Origin of the sequence: Subtercola boreus, assembly GCF_003399625.1 — a bacterium.
Classification (GTDB): domain Bacteria; phylum Actinomycetota; class Actinomycetes; order Actinomycetales; family Microbacteriaceae; genus Subtercola; species Subtercola boreus_C.
Genome location: NZ_NBXA01000003.1, coordinates 118879 through 137200, shown reverse-complemented (window position 1 = coordinate 137200; position 18322 = coordinate 118879). Strand labels below are relative to the sequence as shown.

The following is an 18322-nucleotide window of genomic DNA, read 5'->3' as shown; positions in this document are numbered from 1 at the left end:
ACCGGTGCGTGACCGCCTGCCGTCTGCCGTACCCAGGGGGCTGCGTCTGTCCGGATGATGTGTATAGTCAGTAATGGCAGCGCTGCCATTACCGCTGCCACGCATTCCGACACCTGCAGTGGACCCTGAAGAGATACGGTATCTGAGCATGACGACCCCTCCCCGAACAGTCGCCCTCATCACCGGAGCCGGCGGTTCCCTGGGGCGCGCGGCCGCCCTCCGGCTGGCCGCCGACGGTTTCGCCGTGGCGGCCCTCGGGCGGCCGAGCGCCGAGCTCGACGAGACGGTCGCGCTTCTGGCGACAGCCGGCGCGCCGCACTCCCTGCTCGAGGTCGACCTGCGTGACGCGGAGGCGATCGAGGCCGCTGTGGCCCTGACCGAGCAGCAGCTCGGCCCCATCGGCGCCCTGGTCAACAACGCCGCGATCTATCCGCCGACGCCCTTCCTCGAGATCCCGATCTCAGAGTACGACGACGTGGTGAGCGTGAACCAGCGGGCCTACTTCGCGATGGCGCAGTCCGTCGCGAGACGCATGGTCACCCGGCAGAGCGGTGCGATCGTCAACATCGGGTCGATCACCTGGCACGGCGGCTGGTCGAAGCTCGCCAGCTACGTGTCGACCAAGGGTGCCGCCGTGGCACTCACCCGTGCCCTCGCCCGGGAACTCGGCGAGTCCGGGGTGCGCGTCAACGCTGTTTCGCCCGGAGCCTTTCCCACGAAGGCCGAGGAGATCCATGACGACCCCGAGATCTACACGAACTTCGTGCTCGAGCACCAGTCGCTGAAGCGGCGCGGCACGCCCGAGGAGTTCGCCGACGTGGTCGCCTGGCTGGTCGGCCCCGGTTCGAGCTTCGTGACCGGCCAGACGATCAACGTCGACGGCGGATGGATCATGGAATGAGCGGCCCGATGGATGATCGGCAGCCCGGCCCCGAGGTCGAGGTCTTCGGCCAGAAGCTCTCGATGCGGGAGCTCCGGCGTCGAACCGGCGACACGTCGGCGGTGGCGGGCATCCGGTCCGTCGTTCTCGACAACGGCGTGGAACGCGGCGTGCGCGCGCTCGAGGTGCGCACGAGCGCGGGCCTCGAGTTCGAGGTGCTCGTCGACCGCGCGTTCGACCTGGGATCGGCCCGGCTGGCCGGCGCCCCGTTCGGCTGGCGCTCGGGCAACGGTTTTCGTCATCCGGGCCTCCACGAGCACAACGACGAGGGCGGGCTGTCGTGGCTCCGCGCCCTCGACGGTCTGCTCGTCACGGGTGGCCTCGACCACACTCTGTTCGGGGGAACGGTCGACGGTGACCGCTACAACTATCCGCCGAAGAGCGAGGTCACGCACGGCCTCCACGGGCGCCTCACCGCGATTCCGGCCCGACTGCTCGAAGCGGCCGAGATCGAGGTCGACGGCCGCCCGGTCTTCCGGCTGAAGGGCGAGGTCGTGCAGGCCACGGCGTTCGGTGAGCACCTGCGGTTGACCCGCACGATCGAGGTCGACTTCGACGGCCGGGAGATCCGGCTGCACGACGTCGTCGACAACCTGGGGTTCGAACCGACGCCGCACATGTTCCTCTATCACCTGAACATCGGCTGGCCGTTCGTCGACCAAGGCACCGAGTTCGTGGCCGCGGTGTCGAAGCACCTCTGGGCCTCCGACTCGGTCGATTCGCAGGGGGTCTCGTACCGCACGCTGCCCGAGCCGCAGCGCGGCTTCGTCGAGCAGGTGTTCGAACACGAACTCGTCGCGGGCGCCGACGGCCGGCACCGGGTGGCGCTGATCGCTGCCGACGGTTCTCGCGGAATCGAGGTCGCGTGGGAGGCCGCCGGCATGCCGCACTTCTTCGAGTGGCAGAACCTCCGCGACGGGCAGTACGCGGTCGGCCTGGAGCCGTCGACCCATCATGTGGGCGGTGACGCCGCCGCCCGGGCGGACGGGTCGATGATCTGGCTCGAGCACGGCGATTCCAGGGAGTACCGCACGAGCATCCGGGTGCTGCTGGGCTCCCCGGAGACCGAGGATGCCCGGTCCGCCATCCGTTCGCTCGGCGACCAGCCCGACTGACCGTCTCGCCGGGAGGGCCCGGCGGAGTATCCACTGTCCGTTGTTAGACTCGATGTTAGCGCTGCCATCACCTCGCAGCGATAAGAGACCAGGGAAGAAATCATGACCGAGACAACCGAGGGGCGCCCGCCCGGCATCCTGGGCGGCATCCGCGTGCTCGACTGCTCCATCGCCATGGCGGGGCCGTTCGCCGCCCAACGCCTCGGAGACCTCGGAGCAGATGTCATCAAGGTCGAGCCGACGACAGGGGAGTGGCAGCGCCACGCCGCGGCCGGAGGAGCTACGGGCAACCGCATCAACGTGTCGTTCCTGTCCCTGAACCGCAACAAGCGCTCGATCGCGGTCGACCTGAAGTCAGAGGAGGGTCGCGAGATCCTCCGTTCCCTCGTCACCACGAGCGACGTGTTCCTGCAGAACTACCGCCCCGGGGTCGCCGAGCGTCTCGGCATCGACTACGAGACGCTCCGCGAACTCAACCCGAAGCTCATCTACGTGTCGGTGTCGGGCTACGGCGAAGATGGGCCCTACCGCAACCGCCCCGGGCAGGACCTGCTGCTGCAGGCGATGAGCGGTGCGATGCTCTCGGCCGGCCAGCACGGCGAGGCGCCCCTCCCGGCGGGCCAGTACCTGGTGGATGCCGTCACCGCCTCCACCGCCTTCGAAGCCGTTCTCGCAGCTCTCTTCCACCGGGAGCGCACCGGGGAAGGGCAGCTCGTGACGGTCAACATGCTCGATGCGATCACGACCCTGCAGATGCAGGAGCTGTCGGTGTTCACCGTCGGCAAGGTCGACCAGCAACGCAGCAGCCAGCCGCATGCGCATGTCTACATCCGTGCGCCCTACGGTGCGTTCAAGACGAGCGACGGCTTCATCGCGCTCGCGATGCCCGACCTGCCAGAACTCGGGCGCGCCATCGGCGAACCGAGCTTCCTCGAGATGCAGAGCGAGGTGCACGGCTGGACGCACCGCGACGAGCTCTACGAGAAGACCGCGGCCCGGCTCGTCACCGACACGAGCGCGAACTGGCTCGCCGTCTTCGCCGCCACCTCGATCTGGGCCGGCCCGGTCTACGACTACCAGGCGCTGGTCGATGACCCCCAGATCGTGCACAACGGCACCTTCGTGGAGTATGAACACCCCACCGAGGGGCATGTGAAGACCCCCGGCTTCCCCTACAAGTTCGCAAAGACTCCGGCCCGGATCGACCGGGGGGCACCGCTCACGGGGGAGCACACGGCCGAGATCCTGCACTCGCTCGGCCTCGACGACGAACGGATCGCGGCGTTGGTCGCCTCGGGTGCGGTGCGGGTCGACGAGTCCGCCCCGGTCGGGGTATCCACGTGACCCGGTACCGCGGCCTCACCTGGGATCACCCCCGGGGCGCCGCCGCCCTGATGGCGCGCGAGGCCGGCCGCGCGCCGGGCTCGGATTTCGGGATCGACTGGCACGTGCATCCCCTCGAAGGGTTCGAATCCCACCCGATCGCCGACCTCGCGAGCCAGTACGACCTGCTCGTGCTCGATCACCCGCACCTCGGCGAGGCGCTCGGAACGAATGCGCTGCAGCCGCTCGACACCCTCTTCGACGTGGCACAGCTTCGGGGCTGGGCGGCCGCGGCGGTCGGACCCTCCTTCCGTTCGTACACTCTCGACGGGCACCAGTGGGCTCTGCCTCTGGATGCCGCCACCCAGGTCGCCGCGCACCGCACCGACCTGCTCGCGGACCATGCTCTGCCCGAGACCTGGGGCGAGGTCGTCGAGCTCTCCCGCACAGCGCCCGTCGCGCTCTCCCTCTCGGGCCCGCACGCCTACCTGAGTTTCGCGTCGCTCTGCGTCGCTCTCGGGGAGGAGCCTCGGCTGGTACCGGGCGAGCCCTTCGTCTCCCGCGACACGGCCCGCGAGGCGCTCTCGATCCTCCGCAGCATCGCGGCGCGCCTGCCCGCCGGCAGCGACAGGCAGAGCCCGATCGCCCTGCTCGAACGCCTGGCCGGCACCGACGACATCGCCTACATCCCCCTGGTCTACGGCTACGTGAACTACAGCTCCGCGCTGCTGCGCTTCACGGATGCGCCCCGGGCCACTCCCGGAGGGCGCCGCGGCTCGACCATCGGCGGAACCGGGCTGGCCATCACCGCGCGTGCAGAGATCACCCCCGAGCTCCTCGACGAAGCGGCCTGGCTGCTGTCGCCGGATGCCCAGCAGCACTTCATCCCCGGGCACGAGGGCCAGCCGAGTTCCCGTGCTGCATGGCAGGATCCGCACGTCGACGAGAGCAGCCACGGCTTCTACTCGGGCACGATCGACACGATCGAATCGGCCTGGGTGAGGCCGCGCGGCGACGGCTCCATCGCGTTCCAGAGCGAAGCGTCGGCGATCATCCGGAGCCTCGTCATCGGGATCGAGCCGCTCGGCTCCGTGCTCGACCGGCTCGACTCTGCGGCGCGTGGCGCCGCCGTGCCCCTGGGCGCCGCCACGAGAGAAAGGGTCGCACCATGACCGGGTTCACCTCACCCTCCGACGAGATCCTCGTCACGCTCGACGGTTTCGTCGCCACCTTCACCCTCAACCGACCGCAGAAGCTCAACGCGGTCACCCAGGAGATGTCGGATGCGCTCGTCGCCGCCACCGAGTGGGCGAACGAGAGCGACGACGTTCGCGCCGTGGTTCTCACCGGGGCCGGCGACCGGGCGTTCTCGGCGGGCTCCGACATCCGGCAGCTCGACAAGTACACGACGCCGTGGGAGTTCCGCAATCGGGTGGACTACTGCGACGCCCTGCGGGAGCTCCGGAAGCCCGTGATCGCCGCGGTGAACGGGTACGCGCTCGGCGGCGGGCTCGAGACGGCGATGACCTGCGACATCCGCATCGCGTCGTCGACGGCGAGCTTCGCGGCGCCCGAGATCACGCTGGGCTGGATCGGCGGCGGCGGGATGAGCACCTTCCTTGCGCACTCGATCGGGGCGAGCAACGCGGCGCTGATGCTGATGACGGGCGATGCCATCTCGGCCGAGCGCGCGCTGGCCTGGGGACTCGTGTCGGAGGTCGTCGAGCCTGCGGCGCTTCTGGCGCGCGCAGCCGAGCTGGCGGCGACGATCGCCTCCCGGGCGCCGATCGCCGCCGAGACCGCGAAGACCAACCTGAGGGCGGCCTACTCGCTGCCGCAGCTGAAGGCGATCGAATACGAACGCGACCTGCAGACGATCTGCTTCGCCACCGAAGACGCTGCCGAGGGGCGGGCGGCATTCGCCGAGAAGCGCGCCGCCACCTTCCACCGTCGATGACCGCCACCCGCCTCACCAAGGAGACCCGATGACCACACCCGCCCCGTCCTGGATCGGCGACAGCGCCCTGCTCGAACCCGACGACGGTTACGCCGGAACTCTGGTCGGCCGTGTCTGGAACCCCACCGTCAACGGGCCCTCCCCTGTGGTGTTCACCGCCGAGGGCGTGTACGACATCAGCGCGGCGTTCCCGACCGTGAGCGGCCTGGCCGAGCATCCGGAGCCCGCGCGGGCCGCCCGCGAGGCGCTCGCCACCGCGACGTTCGTCGGCAGCTTCGCCGACATCGTCGGCAACACGCCCCGGGAGAGCCGCGACGCGGCCCGCCCGTGGCTGCTCGCACCCGTCGACCTGCAGGCGATCAAGGCCGCCGGCGTCACCTTCGCCGTCTCGATGATCGAGCGCGTGATCGAGGAGCGGGTCAAGGGCGACCCTGTCGCAGCGGGCGAGCTGCGGGCGAGCATCCTGAACGAGATCGGCGCCGATCTCCGCACCCTCAAACCGGGCTCTCCGGAGGCGTTGGCGCTCAAGGACTTCCTCCTGGGGGAGGGGCTCTGGAGCCAGTACCTCGAGGTGGGCATCGGTGTGGATGCGGAGATCTTCACGAAGGGGCTGGCCCTGTCGGCCGTCGGGGCGGCGACCCAGGTGGGCGTTCTGAGCACGTCGGTCTGGAACAACCCGGAGCCCGAGGTCGTGCTCATCGTCTCCTCGGCCGGCACCATCGTCGGCGCGACTCTCGGCAACGACGTGAACCTCCGCGACATCGAGGGGCGCTCCGCCCTGCTGCTGCCGAAGGCGAAGGACAACAACGCCTCGTGCGGGCTCGGGCCGTTCGTGCGGCTCTTCGACGAGACCTTCGACCTCGACGCGGTGCGGGGGCTCACCGTGACGCTCGACGTCGACGGGCTCGACGGATTCCACCTCGGCGGAAGCTCCCACATGTCCGAGATCAGTCGTGACCCCGAAGACCTGGTCGGGCAGCTGATGGGTCCGCAGCACCAGTACCCCGACGGCACTGTTCTGATGCTCGGAACCATGTTCGCGCCCGTCGACGACCGCGATGTACCCGGCCAGGGCTTCACGCACAAGGTCGGCGACATCGTACGGATCAGCAGTGGGCCTTTGGGTAGTCTGGTGAACCAGGTCGAGACGAGCGAGAGGTGCGAGCCATGGCAGTTCGGCGTCGCGAGCCTGATGAAGAACCTCGCCGGCCGAGGGCTGCTGTGAGCGGTACCGCTGTCGCGCCGGCTCCGGATGTCGCGGCCGCTCTTCCGGCCGCGTTCGTCCCTGCTCCTCCACCGGTCGATCCCCCTCGAACCTCCCGGCGGTCGACCGGAACCGTGACGCTGAACGATGTGGCGCTGCACGCCCAGGTCTCGCCCCAGACGGTCTCCCGCACCATCCGGAGCCCCGAGCTCGTGTCGACCTTCACGCTGGAACGGGTGCGCGACGCGATCCAGCAGACCGGGTATGTGCCGAACCTCGCGGCGTCGAACCTGGCGTCGAACCGCAGCATGACAGTGGCGGCGATCATCCCCTCGGTGTCGGCCTCCGTCTTCGCCGATGCGCTGCAGGGGCTTGAAGAGGTGCTCGCCCCGGCCGGGTACCAGCTCTTCATCGGATCGACGGGCTACAGCCCGAGCCATGAGGAGGAGCTCGTGCGGGCGTTCCTCGGGAGGCGTCCCGACGGCATCTTCATCGTCGGAACCAACCACACCCCGACCACCACGCACCTGCTCCGCGAGTCGAAGGTGCCCGTCGTGGAGGCGTGGGACCTGACGGATGCTCCCATCGACAGCCTCGTCGGCTTCTCGAACCGCGACGCCACCCGGGCGATCGTGGACTACGTCGTGGGCCGGGGCTACCGTCACCCCACGTTCGCCGGTTCGCTGCAGAGCGGCGACTCCCGCGCGATGGCCCGAAAGTCGAGTTTCGAGAAGGCTGTCGCCGAACTGCTCCCCGATGAACCCGTGCGGGTCGTCGACTCGGGCACGCGCACCATCGACTTCGAGACGGGCAAGAACCTGCTGGGGGCCGCGCTCGCCGAGCATCCGGAGACCGACGTGCTCATGTTCACCAGCGACATCTTCGCCGCCGGGGCCGTCTTCGAGTGCTCCCGGCGCGGCATCAGCGTGCCGGGCGATCTGGCAATCACCGGTTTCGGCGACTTCGACCTCGGCAGCCACCTGGTGCCGACCCTGACGACGGTCGCCGTGCCGAACAGGCAGATCGGTACCACGGCGGGCGACCTGCTGGTGGCGCGCATGACGCGCCGATCGAACGAGGCGAGCGCGATCGACCTCGGATTCTCGGTCGTCGCGCGCGAGAGCGCCTGAGGCTGCTTCTCCTTCTCCATCTTCTTCCCTTCCTTCCTTTTTGTGACCCCGACCCTGTAGAGGATCTCCGATGATCACCACGACCGACCCGCGCACCGGAGTGCGCTCCGACACCGACCTCGCCGCCTCGACTCCCGCTGAGGTCGACACGATCGCCCTCGCGGCGGCGGACGCCCTGCCGACACTCGCCCGACGTGGCCGGGAGTTCCGGGCGACCCTGCTCGACGCGATGGCTGCAGCGATCGAGGCCGACCGCGAGCAGCTGGTCGCCACCGCCGACGCGGAGACCGGCCTCGGCCCGGTTCGACTGAACGGCGAGCTCAGCCGCAGCGCGTTCCAGTTCCGGTTGTTCGCTGAGGCGGTGCGGGAGGGAAGCTTCCTCGAAGCAGCGATCGACCATGCCGGCGACACGCCGCTCGGTGCGGCTCCGGATGTGCGCCGCATGCTCGTGGCTGCCGGGCCGGTGGCGGTGTTCGGCTCGAGCAACTTCCCGTTCGCGTTCTCCGTGCTCGGCGGAGACGTGGCCTCCGCGATCGCCGCCGGCTCGCCCGTCGTCATCAAGGCGCACGGATCGCACCCCCTCACCTCGGCGCGGTCCTTCGACGCGCTCCGTGCTGCCGGCGACGCGGTCGACGCTCCCGCCGGAACCTTCGGCATCGTGTACGGCCAGCAGGCCGGGGTGGCGCTGGTGAAGCATCCGGCGATCGCAGCCGCGGGATTCACGGGCTCGCTCGGTGCCGCGAACGCCCTGCGGGCGGCGATCGACACCCGGCCCGACCCGATCCCCTTCTACGGGGAGCTCAGCAGCGTGAACCCGCTGGTCGTGACGGCCGGTGCGGTGGCCGTGCGCGCGGAGTCCATCGCGACCGGGCTCTTCGGGGCGTTCACGGGTTCGGCTGGCCAACTGTGCACGAAGCCGGGCATCGCGTTCGTGCCCGCCGGGGCAGCAGGCCAGCCGCTGGTCGACGCGCTGGTGGCGCTCACTCGCGCATCCACCCCGCAGGTGCTGCTGAACGACCGGATCCGTGACTCGTTCGTCGACATCTCGGCGCGGCTGGCGGAGGTCGGCGGCGCGCCGTTGGCGGCGGGGGGTGCTGGAGCTGGAGCTGCGGATGGTGCTGGTGCGGAGATTGCGGACGTTGCGGAGGTTGCGGATGTCGCGGGCTTCGAGGTGGCGCCTCGCCTGCTCGAGACCACGGCCACCGAGCTGACGAGCGAACTCAGCGAGGAGTGCTTCGGCCCGCTTCTCGTGATCGCCCGGTACGACTCGCTCAGCGAGGTCGGCGAGGCCTTCCTGCGGGTGCCGCGCTCGCTGACGGCGACCGTGCACGCCGAAGACGACGAGCTCTCCGGCTCGGGTGGCGGCTCGGGTGTGGGCCCGGGTGACGGCTCGGGTGGCGGCTCTGGTGCGGCGGGCAGCGACGGCGGCGAGATCGCGGCCCTGCTGCCCATCCTCGAATCCCATGCCGGGCGCATCGTGTTCAACGGCTACCCCACCGGCGTGCGCGTCTCCTGGGCCCAGCAGCACGGCGGCCCGTGGCCCGCCACGAACTCGCAGCACACTTCGGTCGGGGTCACCGCCGTGCGCCGGTGGCTTCGACCGGTCGCGTGGCAGAACGCTCCGCAGCAGCTCCTCCCCGCGGAGCTCCGCGACGGCCCGCTCGAGGTGCCGACCCGGCTCGACGGCGTGCTGACCCTGCCCGCGGCCTGAGGCGGGGGCAGGGGCCCGGCTGTGCCCAGCCCGCCGCCGCCGCCGGGTGTGTGTCTGGCGCGCATCCGCGGCAGGGTGTGTCCGGCACGCACTACGCCGGCGTCGCGCCCTCCCGGAGCGACTCAGCGTGCAGCGGGGCGAGAGCGCTGTCGAGTGCCGCCTCGAGGGGCCACGCGGCCCGTTCGGGTTGGCTCAGCACCAGGCCGCCCTGGATGGCCGCGAGGATGACCGTGGCCACCGTCATCGGGTCGGCCGACGCGGCGACGAGCCCGGCGTCGCGCATCCTGCCCACTCCCTCGGCGAGCAGCTCGCGCCAGGCGCGCATACTGTCGGCGATGACCTGTTCGAGTTCGGGGTCGGACATCGCCGCCTGCGTCGCCAGCGAGCCGATCGGGCAGGCCCAGCGCCCCCGGCTGATGTAGTAGTCGACGAGCCCGGACCGCCACTGCTCCCAGGATTCCCACGAGGCGAGGTCGTGGATGAACGGCTCCTGCGCCTCGAAGAGCTGCCGTCCTTCCCAACCTGCGACCTCGCGCACCAGCTCGGCCTTGCCACCCGGGAAGTAGTGGAACAGCTGGCTCTTGCTCGTCAGGGTGGCAGCTCGCACGGTGTCGAGCGTCGTGCCGCCGATGCCCGAGGCGAGGATCTGTTCGCCGGTCGCCTCGATGATCCGTTGACGGGTGCGCCGCCCCCGCTCTGTGATCTTCGACTCGTCCATGCTCCGATTCTAGCCTGCTGGACTCTATAGTCCATTCTGTGCTAGGAATGGACTATGAAGTCCAATGAAGAAGTCCTCCAGTCCCTTGTTCCTGATTCTCGTCTCGCTGGGCGCACCGCTGTCGTCACTGGCTCCACCAGCGGCATCGGTGAGGCGATCGCCCGGGTGCTCGCAGCCTCCGGCGCCACCGTCGTCGTGAGCGGCCGCACCCTCGAGCGCGCCCAGGTCGTGGTCGACACCATCACCGCGGCTGGCGGAACGGCATATGCCGTGCCCGCCGACCTCTCCGGCGACTACGCCGGCCTGCGGGAGTTCGCCCGCGCCGCGACCTCCGCCGTGGGCGGATCTGTCGACATCCTGGTCAACAACGCCGGCATCTACCCCGTTTCCCCGACGGCGCTGCTGGCCGACGCCAATCTCGACGCAGTGCTCGCGACGAACATCCGGGCACCGCATGTCTTGGTCGCCGAACTGGCGCCAGCAATGGCGGAACGGGGCTCGGGGGCGATCGTGAACATCGGCTCATGGATGTCGCGGGTCGGCATTCCCTTCGGCGCGGCCTATACGGCCTCCAAGGCGGCGCTCGAGCAGATGACCCGCACGTGGGCTGCGGAGTTCGGCCCACGCGGGGTGAACGTCAACACCGTCGCCCCGGGTGCGACGGCGACTCCGGGGAACGCGGCTTCGGCTGACCAGGTGGAGGCGATGGCCGCGGCGACGGTCGCCGGTGTTCCGGTGCGTCCGGTCGACATCGCGTTCGCCGTGCGCTTCCTGGTGTCGGATGAGGCGCGCTACGCGCACGGCACTGTGCTCGACATCGACGGCGGCATCGCGAACACCCGGCTCGGCTGAGGTGTGGGCGGCCGGTGGGCTGGCCGAGTCGGCTCGGCCGCGGGGCGGCGGCAGCGCAACTGAGCGGCTGCGCAACTGAGCGGCGGCCGGGCCGCCCGGCTGCAGGGCGGCCCGGCCGCACGGCTTCGATTCGAGCGTGCTCCACTCGTCCACAGGCGGGCTGGATCGCGGACATTCCACAGATTTCGCGATTGGGCCCATCGCCATCTCCTCACCTGATTGACTGGGGTCATGAATCGAGGAGTGCTCATGACTGACGAACGGCAACTGCGGCGGCAACAGCTGCGCGCAGACTTCGCTGCCGCCACTCGTGCCGTCCTGGCGGGGGAGCAGCAGGCGGCGCGCGCCGCGGCAGCCCAGCTCGTTCTCGTCGAGCGTCTGCGGGTGGCGGGGCTCGCGCTGCACTTCTCCGACCAGTCCTCGGGTGGCCCCAAGTGGTCGCAGCGGGTCGTCGCGCAGCGCACTGTGATCACCGAGCTGGCCGTCGGCGCGCACCTGAGCGAGACGGATGCCCGGCGGCGAGTCGACACCGCAGAGGGTCTGGCTGGGCCGTACCCGGCGACGCGTGCAGCGCTCGAACGCGGCAGCATCTCCTCCCGTCATGCCGAGAAGATCGTGCAGCACGGTGCCCTCCTGCCGCCGGATTCCGTCCCCGAGTACGAGGCCCGCATCGTTCCGATCGCCGAGCGGATGAGTGTCCAGCGGCTCGAGCGTGAGGCTCGGGCAGCAGTCGAAGACGCCCAGCCGACCACCTCCGTCGAGCGTCATGTGCGGGCAGTGCAGGGCCGTCGCCTCGTGCTCGACCCTGCAGCCGACGGAATGGCCTGGCTCAGCCTGTTCCTGCCCGCTGTGGAGGCCGCAGCGATCCACAACCGGGCGACGGGTCTCGGTCGCACACTGAAATCCTCTGGCGACCCGCGAACCCTCGCCCAGCTCAGGGTCGATGCTCTCGCCGACCTCGCGCTGAACGGGGAGTCATCGATTCCGGGGGCTCCGCGGGGACTCCGCGCGCACGTTCGCGTCACCGTTCCGGCGCTGACCCTCCTCGGTCACGAGCAGGCGGGTTCGGCTGAGCTCGAGGGTTACGGCCCGATCGACCGGCTCACCGCCCTCGAGCTCACCCGGAGTGCTCCGACGTTCCAGCGTGTGCTCACCGATCCCGTGACGGGCGTCGCGCTCAGTTACGGCCGCACCAGCTACAAGGTGCCCGCCGCGCTCGATGAACTCATTCGAACGGTGCATTCGGAATGCACCTTCCCCCTGAGTTGCACCTCCGCGGCCACAGCCGACCTCGACCACACGGTCGCCTTCGCAGAGGGGGGTGAGACCAGGCTCGGCAACCTGAGTCCGCTCTGCGCCAGTCACCACAAGGTCAAGCACCACACCGAGTGGAAGGTTGAGCAGCATCCCGGTTCCGGGAGATCAGCTGGTTCCCTCGTCTGGACCTCCCCGGCCGGCTTCGCCTACACCGTCGACCCCACTCCGATAGCGAGGCCGGCCCCGGCGGTGAGGTCGATCCAGATGGTGAGATCCACCCAAGCGGTGAGACCGACTCCTCAGTTCGTTGAAGCTGCCCCGTTCTGACCCCCGGAGCCGAAGGGCCTACGGCGAGTGTGATGCTGCTCCGGCTCGGGCGGTGGCGGAGGCGGTGGCGGTGGCGGCGGCACGCGCTGCGAGTGCGGCGAACGCTTCGGTGAGTTCGGGCGGTTCGATGACGTCGATGTCGGTGTCGAAGCGGGTGAGGGAGGCGGCGAGGGCGATCCATGACCAGGCGCCAGACTCCAGGGTGCAGCGTTCGGGGTCGAGTTCTTCGACGAGGCCGTCTTCGGCGTAGGGCAGCACTGCGTCCACGGGCAGGGAGAGGATGACCTTTCCCCGGCAGGGCCAGACGTTGGTGCTCTCGGACCCTTTGAAGCGCGCGGCGACATACTCGCCGACGTCGCCGCCGGGGATCGCCCGGGGTTCGAATCGGGGGCCGTTCGGCGTGCGGAGGGTGATGCGGTCGGCGCGGAAGAGGCGCCAGTCGTTGCGGTCGAGGTCCCACGCCACGAGGTACCACCGGCCCTGGGAGGACACGAGGTGGTGCGGCTCCACGCGTCGGGGTGGTCTCGGTGCGGCGGGATCCTCCCGGACGTTCAGGTAGTCGAACCGCAGCACTTCGCGAGCGCGCGTCGCCGTCGACAGGGCGATCAGCAGCTCCGGTGAGACCGTGGCGGGCACGGAGTCGACGGGTCGGGAGAGGATCACCTCGAACCGGAGCGCATCGAGTCGGTGGCGGAGGCGTGAGGGCATGACCTGCCGCACGGTGGTGAGGGCCCGGAGTGCCGCCTCCTCGATTCCGGCGCCGGTGACGGTTGCCGACTGCAGGGCGACGGCGAGGGCGATGACCTGGTCATCGTCGAAGAGAAGGGGCGGAAGCTCGGTGCCGGCGTCGAGGCGGTAGCCGCCATCCGGTCCCATCGTGGCCCGGATGCTGTAGCCCATCTCCCGGAGCCGGTCCACGTCGCGGCGCACTGTTCGGTGACTGATCTCGAGCCGCTCGGCCAGGAGGGCACCCGGCCAGTCGCGCCTCGCCTGGAGCAGGGAGAGCAGGTTCAGCAGTCGCGTGGTCGTTGTCGCCATGATCTCAGGGTAGTTCGAGTGGAGGACCGAAACTGTCCTAGACGGCTGGGAGAGTCGATGTTGTCGGGGAGACACCCGGCACCTTCGAGCAGAACCTTTCGAACAAGGAGAAACCATGAGCATCCAGACGACGACCCACCTGAACTTCCGCGGCGAGGCGCGGGCGGCACTCGAGTTCTACCAGTCCGTCTTCGGCGGCCCGCTCGTCATCGCGACGTATGGAGACTTCGGGATGCCCGCAGGGGCCCCGGGCGCTTCGAATGTCGTCTTCGGCCAGGTCGGGAGCGAGAACGGGTTCCGGGTGATGGCATATGACGTGCCGGGGGAGGCCAGTATTAGTTCGGCCTCTGCCGGTGTGGCTGGCTCGACGCACCGCGAGAACGGTGTGACCCTGACCGACCAGTCGTTCTTCGTCTCGGCGCGCGGCGAGACCCTCGAGGAAGTCCAGGGCTACTGGTCCGCACTCTCGGTCGGCGGCACCGTCGTCGAGTCGCTCGCGGCGCCGGCCTGGAGCCCCGGCTTCGGGATGCTCACCGATCGCTTCGGCGTGACGTGGATCCTCGACGTGGCTGCTGCGTACGCGGCCTGAGCCGGGTCAGTTGACGAGAAGCGCCGTTGCGGTGAGCACGTGGTCGTAGGCGTCGATGGCCTGCGATTTGGTGTCGCAGGCGATGTTGATGGAGACGCCCTGGTCGAGCGCGGCGAAGGCGCGAGCGACGGCCACGTGGGGGCGCCCGCTGCTGTCGTTCCCGGCGAGGCGGCGGGTGTCGACGATGGTGCTGTCGTCGGGCTGGCCGAGAGCGATGTAGTCGTCGTCGGCGTAGTCCGCGACATCCGATGCCGAGCTCGACGTGAGGGCGGCGAGGTAGCTGTCGGTGGTGGCGAGGTCGTCGCCCGCCGTGATGTCGAGATCGGCGGCGAGGGCGCCCTCGTGGAACGTCGTCGTGCAGCGCCCGTCTGTGGAGGAGTAGACCCAGGTTCCGTCGGCCTTGGGCGTGGTGAGTTTCCACAGCTTGTCCCCGAGGAGTCCGTCACTGATGTGCGGCACGATCCCGGCGCGGAGGGTGGTGCCCGCGGCGAAGGTGATGTCGCTTGACGTATCCGGTGCGTCAGGGGCTGCTGGTGCGTAGGGGGCGGCGGTGGGCGCTGGAACGGCCGTGCTGCCGGGCCCCCGCGCATCCGGACCAGGGGTGGTGAACACGTTGCGGTGGGTGATGAAGGCTCCGGATGCCGCGGCGAACACGATCGCCACGATGGTCAGAACGGTCACGACGAAGCCGCTGAGCAGGCCGATGTAGCCGATGATGAGGCCGGCCAGGGCGAACTCCCGACCGCGCTCGCCTGTGCGACGGATCTGCGAGAGGGCGACGTGCCCGGTGATCACCGCCATCAGCGAGAGGAAGAAGGCGCTCACGAGCGAGAGGATCGCGAGGGCGTTGAGGTTCGGGCGATCCGGTTGCGACGGCTGTGGCAGGGTGCTCATGGCCAAAAGATACACGCCCGAAACACGATGGGTGGCTTCCGCGAAACACGACCCGCCTAGTGTCGTGGATGTCAACGATCCCGCGGGCCGTCGACCTGCGCTTCCGCCCGCTCTCCCGTCGTCTCGAGTCCGCTTCGAACATCCGCCAGCACAGGATGTCCGTGAGCGCCAGCACCCACGAGAAAACCACCGGAGGGCCAGATGGGCCGAATTCACGTTTTAATGGACTCAAGGCTGTTTCACGATGCCGGAGGCCCACTGTGAGCACAACGCGTGCGAATGCTTCACCCGACCAGATCGTGGTCAGTGACGCGCTCAAAATCTATGGCGGTTCCGGTTCCTCCGCTCAGGTGACGGCGCTCTCGCACGTCGACCTCACCGTCGACCGGGGCCAGTTCGTCAGCATCATCGGCCCGTCGGGCTGCGGCAAGTCGACGCTGCTCCGCCTCATTGCGGGGCTCGAGACGGCCGACTCCGGCGATGTCTCCGTGTTCGGGGCCGATCCCGACCAGGCGTGCGCTGCGAAGATGATCGGTTTCGTTCCGCAGGTTCCGGCCCTGCTGCCCTGGCTCTCGGTCGTCGGCAACGTCACGCTGCCGTCGAAGGTCAACCGGCGGGCGGATGCGCTGCGGCGCACTCTCCCCGGACACGTTCACCGTGACCCCGCCGATCCGCGTGCCCTGCTGGCCAAGATCGGGCTCGGCGATGCGCTCGACCGCCTGCCCCACCAGCTGTCCGGCGGTATGCAGCAGCGGGTCGCGATCGCCCGGGCCTTCGCCATCCAGGCCGACGTGCTGCTGATGGACGAACCGTTCTCGGCCCTCGACGAGTTCACCCGCGAGGCGATCCAGCTGCAGCTGCTCGAACTCTGGGAGCAGATGCGCACCACCGTCGTCTTCGTGACGCATTCGGTCTCCGAGGCTGTCGTGCTGAGCGACAGGGTGGTGGTGATGTCGGCCCGGCCCGGCCGTATCGAAGCAGTGGTCGACATCGACCTGCCACGACCTCGCCGGCAGGGGCTACTCGAGTCGGCGGCCATGCACGAGTACGAGGACCTCATCCGCGGCAAGCTCCAGACCGCGTGGGCTTCAGGGCCGGTGGCCCGATGACGAACCACGCTGTACGAAACGATGCGGCGAGAAGCGACGCCGCGAGAAATGCTGCGCTGCCTCTCGACACCACCGACACCGCGATCGCCACCGCGGCCACCGCATCCGGAACGGCGGCAGCCGCGACATCCGTCAGCCGGTCGACACCCCGCCGGTCGAACCCGCGCCGGTCGATCCTCCGCCCGACGATCTGGCTGCCTGTCGTCGTCGCGCTCCTCGTGGCCGGTGTGCTGTGGGAGCTCATTGCGATCAACAACACGTACCTGCTGCCGCGGCTCGGGATGATCGGCCAGGCCATCATCACGCAGCCCTCGTTCTACCTCGAGAACGCCTGGATCACTCTGTCGGAGGCCCTGATCGGCCTCGTGATCGGGTTTGTGGCGGCGTTCATCGTGGCAGTGATCGTGACGGAATCCGGGATCCTCCGACGGGCGATCATGCCGCTGGCCGTCGTGCTGAACGTCACGCCGGTGGTGGCGATCGCCCCCGCGCTGGTCGTCGCGTTCGGATTCGGGCCGGCACCGAAGCTCATCGTCACGGCGCTCATCACGTTCTTCCCGATCCTGATGAACGTGATCACGGGGCTCAACTCGGTGTCGCCGCCGATCCTGCAGGTGTTCGCCACGCTCAGGGCCTCGCGGCTGGAGGTGCTGACACGCCTCCGGCTCCCATCGAGCCTGCCGTATGTGTTCGCGGCGTTGAAGGTGGTCTTCCCGCTGTCGATCGTCGGCGCTGTGGTGGCGGAGTTCTCTGCCCCGGGCGCGGCGAAGGGGCTCGGCACGGTGATCAGCGTGGCGTCATCCAACTCCCGGCTGGCGGTGGTCTACGCGGCCATCCTGTGCCTGGCGATCATGGGTGCGGTGCTGCTGTTCCTCGTGACGCTGCTCGAGAAGCGGGTTCTGCGCTGGCACGAGTCGCAGCTGCTGAAGCGCGGCTGAGCGCTCGCGCGCACCGCCCTCCTTCGCCCCTTCCTTCTCCCTCTCCTTTCCACCCGCACCACAGCACCCGTTTCTCTGCCCCTTCCCCGAATCAGGAGTCAGATATGCCCACCCGACGTACCTCCCGCCTCATCACCCTCGCCGCCGTCGCGACCGCTGCCGCGCTTGCGCTCGCCGGATGCTCGAACTCCGGCATCTCCACCTCGACGCCCGCCGCGTCGGCAGCCAGCGCCATCTCCGCAGACCGCTGCGCCTCGAACAAGGCCGCCGGCACGATCACCTACATCACGGGCTTCCAGTACCAGGCGTCGGCGTCGATCCTCGACATCCTCGCGGCGAAGGAGCTCGGCTACTTCGATGCACTCTGCCTCGACGTGCAGATCCAGCCCGGCACGGGTGACACGGCCGGCAATGCCCAGCTCGTGGCCGCTGGCACGGCGACGGTCACCGACCTCGGAGGTGACTCCGACCTGCTGCTCGCCCAGTCGAACGGGGTGGACGTGACAGCGATCGCGACCTACGGGCAGGTTCCGATCACGACCCTGATGACCGGTACCGACATCACCGACCTCAAGCAGCTCGAAGGCACGACGCTCGGCCAGAAGGGCCAGCTGCCGCCCGAGATCAACGCGATGCTCGTCGCGAACGGCGTGGATGTCTCGAAGATCACCCAGGTCGTGGTGGGCTACGACCCGACCATCCTGCCGCGTGGCCAGGTGCAGTCGCTCACCGGCTACAAGTCGAATGAGCCGCTCACACTGAAGGCCGCCGGGGACGATGTGAAGCTCTGGAACCCGGAGGACTACGGCATCCCGGGCACGTTCGGAACCGTCGTCGCCAACCCGGCGTTCGTCACCGCCAACACGGCGACGACCGAGGACTTCCTGCGCGCGGCGTTCCACGCCTACACCTACTGCGAGACGAACGCCGCGGAGTGCGTCGGCTACGCAGCCGCCCTCGCCGGCGGTGGCGCGAGCTACGACGTCGACCACAACGTGGAGGTGTGGAAGACCGAGACCGGTCTTGTCACGTCGTCGCAGCCGGCCGGCACGCCGCTCGGCTCGCTGAACACCGACCTGATGGCCAAGGAGATCTCGTTCCTCGTCGACAGCAAGCAGCTCACGGCGGCTCCGGATGTCTCGGCCTTCACCGACCCGTCGATCGTGTCGGCCATCTACAACGGCACCGAGCTCATCTGGCCGGCCCCGTAACCGAACTGA

The 18322-nt window shown here is 69.3% G+C and carries 17 protein-coding genes; 14 read left to right on the top strand and 3 right to left on the bottom strand.

Annotated elements, in window-relative coordinates; genetic code table 11:
• Positions 1-148 precede the first annotated feature (148 nt).
• The 8 genes from B7R21_RS02395 to B7R21_RS02360 all read left to right on the top strand — a co-directional run bounded on the left by B7R21_RS02395 (position 149) and on the right by B7R21_RS02360 (position 9380).
• On the top strand, positions 149-901 hold the full coding sequence (locus B7R21_RS02395) for an SDR family NAD(P)-dependent oxidoreductase (protein ID WP_116281648.1): 753 nt from the start codon (positions 149-151) through the stop codon (positions 899-901).
• Positions 898-2055 carry a DUF4432 family protein gene (locus tag B7R21_RS02390; protein ID WP_216364084.1) on the top strand — a complete coding sequence of 386 codons (1158 nt, stop codon included), beginning with the start codon at positions 898-900 and terminating at the stop codon, positions 2053-2055. The genes B7R21_RS02395 and B7R21_RS02390 overlap by 4 nt, the downstream gene beginning before the upstream one ends.
• Positions 2056-2157: 102 nt before the next feature.
• On the top strand, positions 2158-3399 hold the full coding sequence (locus B7R21_RS02385) for a CaiB/BaiF CoA transferase family protein (RefSeq protein ID WP_116281646.1): 1242 nt from the start codon (positions 2158-2160) through the stop codon (positions 3397-3399).
• Positions 3396-4550 (top strand): ABC transporter substrate-binding protein, encoded by a 1155-nt coding sequence (locus tag B7R21_RS02380; RefSeq protein ID WP_216364083.1) that lies wholly within the window; start codon positions 3396-3398, stop codon positions 4548-4550. The genes B7R21_RS02385 and B7R21_RS02380 overlap by 4 nt, the downstream gene beginning before the upstream one ends.
• Positions 4547-5335, top strand: coding sequence for an enoyl-CoA hydratase/isomerase family protein (locus B7R21_RS02375; RefSeq protein ID WP_116281645.1), 789 nt, complete (start codon positions 4547-4549; stop codon positions 5333-5335). Before B7R21_RS02380 ends, B7R21_RS02375 begins: the two co-directional genes overlap by 4 nt.
• Before the next feature lie 28 nt (positions 5336-5363).
• Entirely contained in the window at positions 5364-6560 is a 1197-nt protein-coding gene (locus B7R21_RS02370) for a fumarylacetoacetate hydrolase family protein (protein WP_116281644.1), read from the top strand.
• Positions 6557-7669, top strand: coding sequence for a LacI family DNA-binding transcriptional regulator (locus tag B7R21_RS02365; RefSeq protein ID WP_216364082.1), 1113 nt, complete (start codon positions 6557-6559; stop codon positions 7667-7669). The genes B7R21_RS02370 and B7R21_RS02365 overlap by 4 nt, the downstream gene beginning before the upstream one ends.
• 70 nt (positions 7670-7739) lie before the next feature.
• The gene (locus B7R21_RS02360) at positions 7740-9380 is read left to right on the top strand and encodes an aldehyde dehydrogenase family protein (protein ID WP_116281643.1); all 1641 of its coding nucleotides are present in this window, start codon (positions 7740-7742) and stop codon (positions 9378-9380) included.
• Positions 9381-9471: 91 nt separating this feature from the next.
• On the opposite strand, the gene B7R21_RS02355 is transcribed toward B7R21_RS02360, so the two are convergent.
• A complete protein-coding gene (locus B7R21_RS02355; protein ID WP_116281642.1) occupies positions 9472-10098 on the bottom strand; it encodes a TetR/AcrR family transcriptional regulator in 627 nt (208 codons plus the stop codon).
• Positions 10099-10152: 54 nt separating this feature from the next.
• Here B7R21_RS02355 and B7R21_RS02350 point away from each other — a divergent pair, with 54 nt between their 5' ends.
• Together B7R21_RS02350 and B7R21_RS02345 are read left to right on the top strand one after the other, a co-directional pair.
• Complete coding sequence (locus B7R21_RS02350) at positions 10153-10950, top strand: SDR family NAD(P)-dependent oxidoreductase (RefSeq protein ID WP_116281641.1); 798 nt, start codon at positions 10153-10155, stop codon at positions 10948-10950.
• Between the two features lie 249 nt (positions 10951-11199).
• Complete coding sequence (locus B7R21_RS02345; RefSeq protein ID WP_172592012.1) at positions 11200-12534, top strand: HNH endonuclease signature motif containing protein; 1335 nt, start codon at positions 11200-11202, stop codon at positions 12532-12534.
• An 18-nt stretch (positions 12535-12552) separates the two neighbouring features.
• Here B7R21_RS02345 and B7R21_RS02340 read toward each other — a convergent pair whose 3' ends face one another.
• On the bottom strand, positions 12553-13572 hold the full coding sequence (locus B7R21_RS02340; protein WP_116281639.1) for a helix-turn-helix transcriptional regulator: 1020 nt from the start codon (positions 13570-13572) through the stop codon (positions 12553-12555).
• Positions 13573-13687: 115 nt separating this feature from the next.
• Here B7R21_RS02340 and B7R21_RS02335 point away from each other — a divergent pair, with 115 nt between their 5' ends.
• Complete coding sequence (locus tag B7R21_RS02335; protein WP_116281638.1) at positions 13688-14161, top strand: VOC family protein; 474 nt, start codon at positions 13688-13690, stop codon at positions 14159-14161.
• Positions 14162-14167: 6 nt separating this feature from the next.
• On the opposite strand, the gene B7R21_RS02330 is transcribed toward B7R21_RS02335, so the two are convergent.
• Positions 14168-15055 carry a DUF4190 domain-containing protein gene (locus B7R21_RS02330; protein WP_147305776.1) on the bottom strand — a complete coding sequence of 296 codons (888 nt, stop codon included), beginning with the start codon at positions 15053-15055 and terminating at the stop codon, positions 14168-14170.
• 260 nt (positions 15056-15315) lie between these two features.
• Between B7R21_RS02330 and B7R21_RS02325 the strand changes: the two genes are divergently transcribed.
• The 3 genes from B7R21_RS02325 to B7R21_RS02315 all read left to right on the top strand — a co-directional run bounded on the left by B7R21_RS02325 (position 15316) and on the right by B7R21_RS02315 (position 18313).
• Positions 15316-16164, top strand: coding sequence for an ABC transporter ATP-binding protein (locus tag B7R21_RS02325; RefSeq protein WP_253259599.1), 849 nt, complete (start codon positions 15316-15318; stop codon positions 16162-16164).
• Positions 16161-17102 (top strand): ABC transporter permease, encoded by a 942-nt coding sequence (locus tag B7R21_RS02320; RefSeq protein ID WP_116281761.1) that lies wholly within the window; start codon positions 16161-16163, stop codon positions 17100-17102. Before B7R21_RS02325 ends, B7R21_RS02320 begins: the two co-directional genes overlap by 4 nt.
• Positions 17103-17206: 104 nt before the next feature.
• Positions 17207-18313: an ABC transporter substrate-binding protein gene (locus tag B7R21_RS02315; protein WP_116281636.1), complete on the top strand. Its 1107-nt coding sequence runs from the start codon at positions 17207-17209 to the stop codon at positions 18311-18313.
• The last annotated feature ends 9 nt before the right edge of the window (positions 18314-18322 follow it).